This window comes from Limosilactobacillus alvi, assembly GCF_016900115.1.
Lineage (GTDB): Bacteria > Bacillota > Bacilli > Lactobacillales > Lactobacillaceae > Limosilactobacillus > Limosilactobacillus alvi.
On the sequence record NZ_JACJJQ010000019.1, the window covers coordinates 24,224 to 36,426 of the forward strand.

At 38.6% G+C, this 12,203-nt stretch carries 7 protein-coding genes and 1 tRNA gene; 1 reads left to right on the top strand and 7 read right to left on the bottom strand.

Features of this window, described 5'->3' with window-relative positions:
* Window positions 1-83: 83 nt before the first annotated feature.
* The 4 genes from H5993_RS05115 to H5993_RS05130 all read right to left on the bottom strand — a co-directional run bounded on the left by H5993_RS05115 (window position 84) and on the right by H5993_RS05130 (window position 5,384).
* Window positions 84-665, bottom strand: a complete 582-nt coding sequence (locus H5993_RS05115; RefSeq protein ID WP_204776498.1) for a hypothetical protein — start codon at window positions 663-665, stop codon at window positions 84-86.
* Complete coding sequence (locus H5993_RS05120) at window positions 643-1,749, bottom strand: relaxase/mobilization nuclease domain-containing protein (protein WP_204776499.1); 1,107 nt, start codon at window positions 1,747-1,749, stop codon at window positions 643-645. The genes H5993_RS05115 and H5993_RS05120 overlap by 23 nt, the downstream gene beginning before the upstream one ends.
* Window positions 1,750-1,762: 13 nt before the next feature.
* Window positions 1,763-2,296 carry a plasmid mobilization relaxosome protein MobC gene (mobC, locus tag H5993_RS05125; protein ID WP_204776500.1) on the bottom strand — a complete coding sequence of 178 codons (534 nt, stop codon included), beginning with the start codon at window positions 2,294-2,296 and terminating at the stop codon, window positions 1,763-1,765.
* 481 nt (window positions 2,297-2,777) lie between these two features.
* A complete protein-coding gene (locus H5993_RS05130) occupies window positions 2,778-5,384 on the bottom strand; it encodes a P-loop NTPase family protein (protein WP_204776501.1) in 2,607 nt (868 codons plus the stop codon).
* A 452-nt stretch (window positions 5,385-5,836) separates the two neighbouring features.
* On the opposite strand from H5993_RS05130, the gene H5993_RS05135 reads away from it, so the two are divergent.
* Window positions 5,837-6,895, top strand: coding sequence for a hypothetical protein (locus tag H5993_RS05135; RefSeq protein WP_204776502.1), 1,059 nt, complete (start codon window positions 5,837-5,839; stop codon window positions 6,893-6,895).
* 64 nt (window positions 6,896-6,959) lie between these two features.
* Here the strand turns inward: H5993_RS05135 and H5993_RS05140 are convergent, their stop codons facing one another.
* From H5993_RS05140 to H5993_RS05150, 3 genes are all read right to left on the bottom strand, one after another.
* The gene (locus H5993_RS05140; protein WP_204776503.1) at window positions 6,960-9,470 is read right to left on the bottom strand and encodes a DEAD/DEAH box helicase; all 2,511 of its coding nucleotides are present in this window, start codon (window positions 9,468-9,470) and stop codon (window positions 6,960-6,962) included.
* Window positions 9,471-9,479: 9 nt separating this feature from the next.
* A complete protein-coding gene (locus H5993_RS05145; RefSeq protein WP_204776504.1) occupies window positions 9,480-11,696 on the bottom strand; it encodes a site-specific DNA-methyltransferase in 2,217 nt (738 codons plus the stop codon).
* Between the two features lie 299 nt (window positions 11,697-11,995).
* Window positions 11,996-12,068: transfer RNA gene (locus tag H5993_RS05150), tRNA-Thr, on the bottom strand.
* Window positions 12,069-12,203: the final 135 nt, after the last annotated feature.

Below are 12,203 nucleotides of genomic sequence, written 5' to 3' on the forward strand. Positions count from 1 at the left end.
CATCTTGATATTCTTGCGTATTTTCAACTTTTAACGATGAAGCATCCTAAACTTCGCCACCGAATCCATCGCACCGACGCTTATTAATCTTTACCATAAATAAGACCTCCAATAATTGAACCAATACCAACAACGACCTTAACTGGCCACCACGACATTACACTTGCTAAAACTACCCCAGCCAAGACAATCAATGCGCCATTTGCAAACTTAGTTAAGATACGTTCCATAACCCTATGAGACTGAGTAACTTGTTGCTTATCTTGCGCAATAGATTCTTTGACTTGATTGATATAGGTAACAACTTCCTTGCTTAAAAGTTGATTGGTCGTAGAATTTGCTTCTTCGCGCATGACACGCAATAAATCATGACCATCAATATCAATTGGTTGCTGAACCGTACTAATTAGCTGTCGTAGTAAATTACTATTATGATTAATCACTGCGACAAGATTATTAACAACTTGGTTTAGTTGTTCAACCTTAGAATGATCAGCACTCGCCATGACTTCGGCCTGTGCTCTTGAGGTATTCATCCGGTCAATCCGGGCTTGCTGACCTTTGAACTTCTGCTCCAAATCGTCATAGGACTTGCTACGCCCATCTTGCCAAGCGTCTTTAATGGCTTGATGAGCAATATCACTAACTCCCTGGTTCAAATTCATCTTCTGATTTTCCAGAGACTTGGTGACGTCGCCGGTCCAACTTTGCAGATCCTGCTTCGTAGCCAGGTTCTTCATCATTTTCTGTACTTCTTTGTCGTGCGACGTAGGTGTTGAATTGTCGTTGCTGCCGTTCGGATTCAGCAAGTCGTTCAGATCGTCCATCGCACTGTTGAGATTTTTCTTCATCAACTGAAGCCTCCTTAGTTTCACTTTGCTGTTTTTGACTAAAATGTCTTTCTAATTCCAATGGAGTAAATTCTTTACCCATACCGCGGGTAGCTTTAACCAGGCCAGTCTTTCGATCACGACGCTGGTAAAAGTCTCGCACCGTTTTCTTCTTGCCACTTACGGTGGTGTGGTATGACCAATCGCCCCGCTTATTCCTTCTTGTTACGGTCACTTTCTTTGATTTCAATAAGCCAAGATACTCTTCAATGGACTTGGCCTGATTACGCGCCCACTGTAGTGTCTCTTTTAATGCTGCCTGCCATCCTTTTGGTTTAACAACCTTTCCCGGTTTGTCTTTATCAAATGGATTGACATAAACATGACCGGTCACTTCTAAATAGTGCTCTTTTAGGTAGTTGTTCCACTCATGACGCAATCGGCCAACACTAAATTTGTTAGTCCGGACACATTTACCATCAGGTTTCACACTATTAATCAAAATATGGCAGTGTAACTTATGCCCCTCTTGACCGTCAGCTTGGATTGCGGAGACCCACTGCGTACCAGGAAAGTGCTCAGCCATAAATCCACCAACAAGTTGGTTAATCTGTATGACCTCATCCTTAATACGCTCAGTATTATCAATTGGCATTTCACTGTCTGAGAATGAACAAATTAAATGTTGAGCCTGTTGTCGTTTCCGCTGATTCGTTGCTTGATGTCTTACCAACTTGAACTGTTGATTTAGAAAGTAGCCACTTTGTGCTGGGTATGGTTGACCACGTGGCCCCCATAGATATACGTGGGAACCATTCACACCAAGCACCCGATGATCGGATCCGTCATGTGACGGTTCGTCAAACAAATACTTAAGCCGACCATACACGTTCGTAATGTAATTACTTTTTACATACATAGTTACCGCCTTCCTAAAATTTCTTATTAATCACCTGTGATAAATTCATCGTTGCTTGAACTAACTTTTGTAGTTCTTCACCATCTACCCGATCGCCCCGATTTGCTTGATGGGCCAGTTGGTTTAGATTAACGCCGATCCGATTGAGGTAGTACACAATTGAGTTCCACTGAACTAAGGCAAATTGCTTCAACTTATCGTGTTGTTCCAGCCTAAGTAAGTAAGCCTTAATTGTCGCTGGCATCACATACTTAGCTAACAATTCGGGGCTATTCTTTAAATGATCGAACCGCCATTTATCAAGTTGTTTGGCAGTCTTAAAATCCGGCAGTTCTTTCATCAAGTTTTGCACCGCTAAGTGGTAATTCCATTCTGTTCGTAACCCTTGAATCAGCACCTCACTCATTGGCATAGTGTCCGCTACTGCTTGTAATTTTTCAAAGTCACTTTGCGGGATTCGAAGTAGGTACGGATGCTTCTTTTCGGGTACGCGACGGTGTAAATTAATCTGCTGTTTCCGCTTAATTAATTGACTATTGTTTAACATCAAATCACTCCTCTCTAACGTTGCAATTCTGGCCGTTAATTGGTGTCAAAAGCACCAATTAAGTTACTAAAATTCACTTCGTCAACCACGGCCCTTTGGGTCCTCTAGTTTCCTCGTTCATGTGACTTGACTACACGTGTCCATTCACTAGTAACAGGACAGAAAAGCACCGGGCAAGTAGTTACCTGTTGATATCACCAGGCCTACTTGGCAAAGGGAATGTCTTTCCCCCTGCACCCCTTAAATCAAGAACTATTTTTGCCAGATTAGTTCTTAATAATTTCCTTTTGGCCTTCATTTGTAGTAGGACAAACCGAAGCAAAATGTAGCAACCTAAGCCACCCAATTTGGGCCCTGATTAGGTTGGGTTCCACCTTCTCTTTCGTGTCGCAAAGAGAACCAGAACACGACCCTACTTTGACGTCCAAAGTAGGCAAACACCCACCACTATCCCGTTACATTTTGGCAACACTCCTTATCATTAACTTGTTAAAATCCGGGCCACCTTCTTGCTTTGACTTAACACAAAATAACTATCATCATCTTTAATGGAAGTAATCTCATTAAGATGCATAACCAGTTCAGTTGCCCGATGATTTTTGAGTAACTGCATTGACTTATCACTTAACTTTGCGACGGTCCACGCGTCGCCATAATCACGTCGAATCGGTACTAAGTAGCCACGCATTAACGCCGTAAATTGGTTAAGCTCAGGGTGGAAATCATTATCTTTACCAGCAAACTCTGGCCATAGTTCATACCTAAGCTGGTTCAAGTTCGTCAGCATATTAGTAGCTGGTGAAGTAGTCGTATTTTGAAATAAGTTTTGATAATTTGAGCCACTATTTTGCTGTTTATCCTCGGAAAGGTACGCTTGACCACCTCGAACATAGACTCCAAAGTTAGCATGACGTTTCAGGAATCCCTGGGAATTATCAAGAATGGCATTAGGATCTTGTCGAAAAATTGACTTCGCTTTGTCTTGAAGATCTCTGATCATCTTGGCAACAGTTTTAACAATTCGCTCCATATCCTGATCAGACAAATCCTCATTAATTACAACGTTGAAAATATGATCTGACTCACGTGTATAGACATAGTCATAATTTTTAATAGCACGGCCGCCTGGGCGGAAATTGATGATTGAAACAACAACCTCAGTTCCTTTTCCATCTTCTGTTGGAATCATATGGACATTAATTGGCAGACGTCGCAGCAATTGGCTTAACTGTGATAAATAGACTTGTCCAGCCTCAGGATCGTTAGTCTTTAACTCCCAAGTTTTACCATATGAATCACTTTGTTCTAGATAGCCAAGTTTCACCACACCGGGAGCATAATGAAGGACATCCCTCACATAGCCTGCGACTCCATCGGAATAAACATTAGTCATCACCAAAAGGTTCAAATTCCAGGGACTAGTGTTATGGAAACGACTGGCAACCCGTGGTATTTTGTGTGGATCTAGCATATCTTTAAGGGCACTCCATTCAATTGATGATGGGGAAACTTCATCAATCACAGCCGCCGCCTGATCCTGATAATCTTGCCAATAGTCAACTGTCTTACCTTTATCCTCAGCTGCGGTCATATAAGGTGTCCGTCCTTTTTCCAGATATTGACATAGTCGACTTGCTAGGTAAGACTTCCCAATACCACCTTGCGCAGCAGTAATAAAAATTGTCTTCATATGACGATCGGCATTAATGTCATTAATAGTAGATTCGCGTTGATCATCCATTACAGCAGTTAATCTTTTAATAAAATCCTGATCAGCAATTAGACTAGCTGCATCACCATCATCAAACGCTCCATGTAAGGCATCTTTCCAATCAGTAACCTGCATTTGATCCGAGTAAATCCATTCCATTAATTGATCAAGGATTAACTTCTTTGATTGATTGCTAAAGTTCATTTTTCCAGCACCTTTGGTTCCAAGGCTTCGTAGTCTAGATAATTGGTGTCCTGAAAAAACACGATCACCATCGTTACGTCCTACTAACCTAGCAGTGTGGTGTGCCAAGTTGTATGGGCTATGAAGATTACGAACAATAGCTAAATCAATTCCATTGGCAACCATTTCATCATCATAAACACCGGCAATACTCGAATAACTTTTACCTGGATCATCCGGTAACCAGCTAATCACTTCATTAACTGCATATGGGGTCTTCTGATCGCGTTTAGCCTTGCCACTTTGGTGTACCAGATACTGAAGTGAGGAAATATAATGCTTAGTTACAACAAAGTTCTGCATAGCACCTTGAAGTGTTCCAAGAAACGCTCCAATACGTTCTTTTCGTTGGTTGTCAATCTGATCAATCCACTTGAAAGCTTCTGTTAGATCATCAAAGTTATAGCCAAATAATTCCATCATCCGGTAGCGCGTGCGCCTGGTTGGCATATCTGCAACGAGATGAATATGAGACTCTTTATGTTCAACTTCACCATTTCGCTTGTTTTCTTCATCATCCCTCGGATGGCCTATGAAGAATGCGGCAAAGTGACGATCCCGGTTTGGATTTCGACAACAGATCTTTTGAAGTTCATCAATATGTCGTGCTACCCAAGCAGTGAATCCATCTAAAATTGGTTGCCCACGGGCATCACGTTTAATAACATTGCCATCATCATCCCAGGCTGACCCATAATTTTCACAACCCTTACCAACGAAGCGGTCATCACCAACTAGCTTGTCACCAGCACGAATTAAGTTGCCACCTTCATCCATCATCATACGATCTAGTTCGCCGAAACGATTCAATGGCAACTGGGTTGCGTGTTGTTCATATACTGGACTGTATTTAGGATTTGATTGATCCGTAATATTGGGATTGCAGACAGTGAAAAGCCAATGAATCGAAACATTCCAAGTTCGTGACGCTTCACCAAGAAGGTCCAGGATCTTACCAGCTTTAATTGCCAAATTAATATTGTCTTCGTCATATTGGTCATTAACCTGCAGAGGCGGTAAGACCTTAAGAATGGCTTGGTATAACTTCCGGCTAGAATGGGAGTATCGCTTCAAATAATTTGAAGCCTTGGCGTACCGTTCTTCGATACTTTCTGACTTCTTGGCATCTGACATATCTTCTCATCCTTTCTGGGTAACCGTTCAAGGACTAGCAGTAAGGGCATTTAACTATTATCCCTGTTCGATCTACCCATTTAATATATTTACCCTTTAAAAGTTCAACAATCATTTACTTCATGCGTCTTCTACACCAACCCAGACGATTATGTCATCATCCATGAAAGCCGACCTGACGGCAATCTTGACGGATGCCGTTGACGGAGCTCGGCAACGGCGTATACACGCCGTCATACCAGTGATATCGGTAGCTTAAGTAACTTTCTTTTAGTAACTAATACCCAAGTTCCTATCCAGCTAAGCCTCTGATTAAAACCTGAAATGGTAAAATAATTACTAAAGATATCAAAGTTCAAACGGCCGTTTTCCTTTTGACATTTTTATTCTCACATATTTTAAAGGTAGTGCCGTTGACACTTTATTGTGACTGCTAATTGAAGGAGAAAAAAATGGTTAAATATAAAGAAATCCAGCCCCAAACATACTTGGAACTGGATTCTGGAAAAATTTATTTCAATATTGATGAAGTACTTATAATGATTAATAACCCATTTTCTGCAACTGATGATAAAAATAGCATATCTCCCACACAGCTAATCAGATATTGCATTAAGCACAACATCCATATAACTGATTTGTCGACCAACAACATAGAATTCGCTATGTTTACCAAAACTGACTATTATGACCCCAATTCAGTTAACTTAAAATCCATCAAGACACTTTTTTCTCAGGATTTAGACAACTTGTTACAGATATTGAAAAAAAGCCAACCAACCAAAACAGGTCAAGGTTCAAAAAAATTTAATACTGTTGATTGGGGAATGATTGAACAAAATGACCGTAAAGAGCACGACCTGTTCTACAGTCTACAAAGAACACTTACTGACGTTATGGGCCGTAAAACATCTGCTAACGTTACATCAAGGATTCCAATACCCAAAATTTCACAACGTCAACTTGCAAATAAAGTAAATAGCATTCTTAACGACAATCCTAGTAACGTATCGGGATTTAAAAAAATTACTGTCAAACCATCACAAATTAATTTTGGATCAATAAAAATTCACCCTACTAATGAGGAAGTATACATAAACGAAGCACTTTATGATAAAATTCTAAACTACTTTGTTTACAACCGTGGTATTAATACCAAGGGACGGGTGGATAGTCTAGATCAATTAAGGCACTCCACCACTACCGTACGAGAGCTACTTCGTCCTTATAAGGAAAATTTGATTAAAGATTACAATGACACTTACTACTACGTTACTAGTAAAGACGCTGACGCAATCGATAAGCAAATTAACAAACGAATAGACACACTGATCAAGCGAGCAAGAGATGAATTTTATTATGATGAAAAACAAATCAATCATCAATCATTAGAATTAAGCAAATTCTATCAGAATAGGGAACACCTAAGAAATATCTTAGACAGTCCATTGTGTGCTAACATTGATCCATCCATCATAAGAATACTAAAAGATACAATGAATATTGATTAGTAAAAAAGCAGTCAACTGTATAATTTACAGCTGGCTGCTTTATTTCTTGTAAAATGGACAACAACTAATAATTATGGGAATATTTTCCCTTATATAACTCTTTTACCTCTAATCCGTCAAATGACTTAATTGCCTTTTGAGTAGCCAGATCTTTTAAGTCCAAATAACGTTTTTGACCGTCAACTTCATCCAAACTCCATATTCTAGAGTACAAGTTCCCAAATTTTTGGACATAGTCAACATAACCGCGAAGTTTTTCCAAAGAATCCGCTAAATAAGTTCCATGTGGATCAACAATATAAGGCATTACTTTTTCATCTATTTTTTCAAAGAAGATAAAATCTGGGTGGAAAGGTTTCATACCGTCAGAAGTTTGATACATGATTGATAATGTATGACTATTACCATTCCCCGGGTTACGATACCAAGCAATCGCATTATGCTTAAGTTCCTCATTTACAACATCATTTTCGATAGGGAACAACTTAATTGGCGCCAAATGATCCTTAGGATTATTCAGTACATGTTTAGCGTACTTATGATGAGCATCGCCATCAAACAGATCTTTAGTTGGCTTTACCAGTGAAACATCTCTTGCAATTCCATTTTTAAACATCTTGGATTCAAAATAATGTTGAGCCGATTCACTAAGGTTATCGATTTGGCTCTCATACTTATCTTGAAATTCATTAACCAATTCTTTAGCACGTTGAGTAACATGGTCAACAATGCCTTCAACACTTCCAGCGGCCGCTATTTCCGTATTAATTGTCATAGAATCAAGTCCGCTTTTGTGTTTCTGTTCAAAGAACCGGTTCGTTAAGCTTAATTCAAACACATGGTCCGCCTTTTGACGAGCGTGATCAATTGCATAAGCATCAGCATCTTCGGTATGTTCATTAGTTTGGATATTAGTCGTATCAAGATTTCTAATCTGAATATCCGTACTTTCAACCTTGGAAATTGATTGTATTGCTTGCTCATATTCATCATGGAAAGTATTAATGGAATCATTTAATTCTCTCATAAGTTCCTTCATTACATATTCTTCGGCATCTAAATCAATTTCATACTTCATTAGTAGTCCACTTAATTCTAAAGCACCACGAATAAAATTGCGTTGTTTAGAGCTTCGTCTCCGGGTCCTGATGGATTCAAAAGCGTTATCCACTTGCAGTGAGTTATCCCATTCTACTTCTACAGGATGCAGTAAGACATTTCGACCATCTTCAGTTGAAACAGCATTATCATCATCTTTATCCTTAGTAAGATGATCAACCACTTTCTGGACCGTATCACGATCAAAATAAGGTAGGAAACATGTTACTGAGTTCAACGTGTCTACATCGACTCGTCTAGCCAAGGGAGTACGTACCATTCGACCAATTAATTGAGCAATATAAGTGTCATCACTATGAGGTCGCAATGAATAAATAACTTCGGCCCTAGGGCAATCCCAACCAGTGGAAATTGCTTCTTTCGCAAAGAGTACCGTAATTTCTGAGCTATTTTGCACTAATTCAGGCTGAATATAAGGAATATCAATGCCACCTATAGAATAGCTAGCTTGATCTCCAAATACATTAGCAAAAGATTTATGCTGATCTATCCACGGGATTTTTTCACTGATTTCAACGCAAAGCTCTCGTAGTTCTTGTTCTTTAACTTTATCCTTAACCTGAATAACCATTAGTGGATGAACTACATCATTCTCTGGCACATCATTAGCTTTACACCATATTTCCCATTGCTTAGTAGATTCTTGCAAGGTATGACAAGCATTAGTTAAATAAATACCTTGTACTGCATCGTCTACCGTAGGGACAGAAATAACTATCGTATCTTTTAACAACCCAGAAGCTTGCACATCTGCTGGCGAAACACTGACCTCAGGTAATACCGTTCTCTTTTGACGGTCTGCCATTGCGTCTTCAAAACGTTTAATTGTGGCTGAAATACCTACAACAATGGGCATAGGTTCCAAAGTAAAGGTTCCTTCAGTGAAGCCATCAATTAGTTTACTATAAATTGTTTGACGCTTTTTTTCTTCACGTGATGAAGCTTTACCTAAACCTCTGTGTGCTTCGTCTAGCATCATGTATACGGTAGTCCCACGATCATAAGTGTTTTGCAGGATCTGCCAAAAAGTTGGAATTTCACCACCACGTGTTAAGAGACTACTATCTGATAGTTTTTGACGATTTAGAAAGTAGATACTATGAGGCTGTAATTCACGTATTTCTTCGGTAGTTGTATTCTCAACCGTATGCATCATCAGTACATCCATATCAGAAGACTGTTGAAATTTATTAAACGTTTGATCATTTAAAGCCGGTGAGTCAGTAACCCACAAAATAACCGCATTTTGATGTGGTTTAACATTAAAATCTTCTGAGCCATTTAACAGTGCTTCAATCGCAGCAGCGGCCATTACTGTTTTTCCACTACCTGTAACGGCCGAAAGACTGCAACTAATATGATTATGATAATTCCTATACATATCGTCGGCCTGTACTAACTGCTTAGTTAAGGTATCCACTGCTTTTTCTTGAAAGTCTTTTAGTTCATATTTCATCATGTACTCCTAGCTCAAACTTTGAATCTCAAAGGGCTTCAAATAAGATTCATATAATTTATAAACATTTCTATCACTCAACTCATGACATAGATCTTGATAACGTGAGTTAACATCAGTCACAATAAAAACTGTTTTTATTTCAGAATGTTGCTTTAATTGACGTATAAATTGACCAATATATTTATAGTTAAACAGCACTGCATATTCACTCGTCATGTCATAGTCATCTTTATGCTGAATAATACGTCCTTTAGAGCCTGCTTTTAGCCACAATAATGGAGCAATTTGGTTAAAAGCTAAATCAGACTTGATAACGGATGGTTCAAGATACTCTAAATCAAAGAAAATGGCATTTTCCTTAAAACCATCACTCATCATTTTGTCTTTTAATTCAGGATAAACTGAAGTATTTTTTGCTTCATAGAATTTCTTTTGCTTTTTCTTGCCCGTTGCTTCATCCACAACTGTCGCATTGATAGGGCGATAGATTTTCTCTTTTAAATCATAAGTTCCTTTAATTGGATTACCATTAACATCATCTCCAGATATAGCACATTTGATTCTAGGCCATGTCACATGATGAGCAATGCCATACTTTTCCCAATCAGCATCTCCAGCACGCAATCCCTTTTTGCTCATATGTTTGCTTTCTTCTGCTGATACTTCATTATTAGTAACACAAATAACCTGTCGCTTACCGTTGTCTTCAGAATTCAGCAAATCCACTGCATGTGCTGTTGTACCAGATCCCGCAAAGAAATCTAAAATAATAGCATTAGGCTTATTCTTCACAAAAAATCTAATTGTGTCAGCTTCCGCGTATAATGATTTAGGGAAAGAAAATCTTTTAGTTTTTAGAATTCGATTAAGTAGTCCCGATCCATATTCTCGAGCACTATGTGAAGGTATTCGCCACTGCGTTCCTGGGATAAATGGAGCTGATTTTTCCGATTCACCTACTATTATTGATCCGTCTCCTTCGTAATTTCTCCCAATAATTGGAAACTGACCATTTTCAACCTTTTTTTGTTCACCTTTAGCTAAATATTGAAGAGTATAGCCCCATTTTTTACTATATTTGATCCTTGTGTATCCTTTTCGATTTAGTTCTGAAAACGTATCTCTACTTATTTGCCAGCACCCATCTTCTCCATTAGTTTTTATAGGCCATATAGCTATTACACTTTCAGGTAATGAAATATCCGAAACTTTTTGAGAAGGAGCTAACGGTTCCCCAGTACCAACAAATTTTTTGCCATCTTTGGAAAGATAAATTGGATAAAATTCATTGTATGCATCTGCTCTAGAATCATGTGATCCTTGTCGACGAATTGGACGCCATCTAATTTTATCTTTGCCTGTTTTTTTTGCAGTAAGCCAGTCAGTAGATAATGCTAATGGTTGTGGTGATGCCTTACCTATTTTTACAAAATAAATGTATTCATCAGTTCTGTAAAATTCGTTACCTCTAGAAACACCAGACGGGTTAATTACACTACTAATCATTTGAATGTTAGCTTCTGGGAACAATTGATCAAGTAAAATTCCTAGTCTATTATATTCCTTTTCATCAATCGTACAGATAAGAACAGAGTCTTTAGGGTTTAATAGTTTCTTAGCTAACTTTAGGCGATCTTCCATGAACGTTAGCCATTTTGAATGACGATACGAATCATCACTACTTACATAGTTGTTGTTATATTTCCAGTCTTTAGCCCCAGTATTGTAAGGTGGATCAATATAGATACAATCTATTTTACCCTGATATGCATACATTAACGTTTCAAGTGCATGAAAGTTTTCACCATTGATGACGGTGTTAAAAGGCTTGTCCCCGCCTCTTTCAATACGATCAACTTCTTTCAAACCGGTGTAAACAGGCTGGTCGAATCGAGCAATAGCGACTAAATCGTCATAATTGACTGTCAGCGTTTTGTCTTCTTTTTCAAGAGACATTACCTTTACCTTGTTATGTTCTTTATCCAATGCCGTAACTCGCCACTTATCTTGGTATTTACTATCATCGCTCTTGACAGTTCCTCTCGGTGGCAAAATATTTACCAAATCACCTTTAACAACTGTTTTATTGGGTAATCTTACAAATTCAGGCTTACTTTCCTCATAAACAAGACCATATTTGCGAGAATTCAAGTACCTACTAATTTCTTTGGCTAAATTACTATCATATTTTGATACCCGATTTACAATATCGTTTACATTCATATGCTAAAACCTTCTAATACTTAATCATTTATAAATCTATATACTAAAGTTTACTATTCTATGCGATCATTAACAATTAGCCATAATACAATTCAAATGCTAATTTGCACACAAAAAAATGGGCACAAAGCCCATTAAATCAGTGTATACAACCTCTTCCTGATGCAAACTCATGCACATGCTTTTTCTGTGTGCACTGCCGTGTGCATAACATTCTTAAATAAACAAAAATAATCCTTGATATGCCTTTGTAAAACGTTGATATATCAAGGATCAATAAACTCTGTAAGTTTTAATTATGCTGACTAGAGGATTCGAACCTCCGACCTCATCATTACTAGTGACGTGCTCTGCCAACTGAGCTAAGTCAGCATATGACGGTAAACCGCCATAAAAAAAGAGTACGGATAACATCCGTACTCAGCTCGCGTGGCGACGCCCTATCCTCGCAGGGAGCGATCCCCCAACTACTTTCGGCGCGTTGAAGCTTAACTTCTGTGTTCGGCA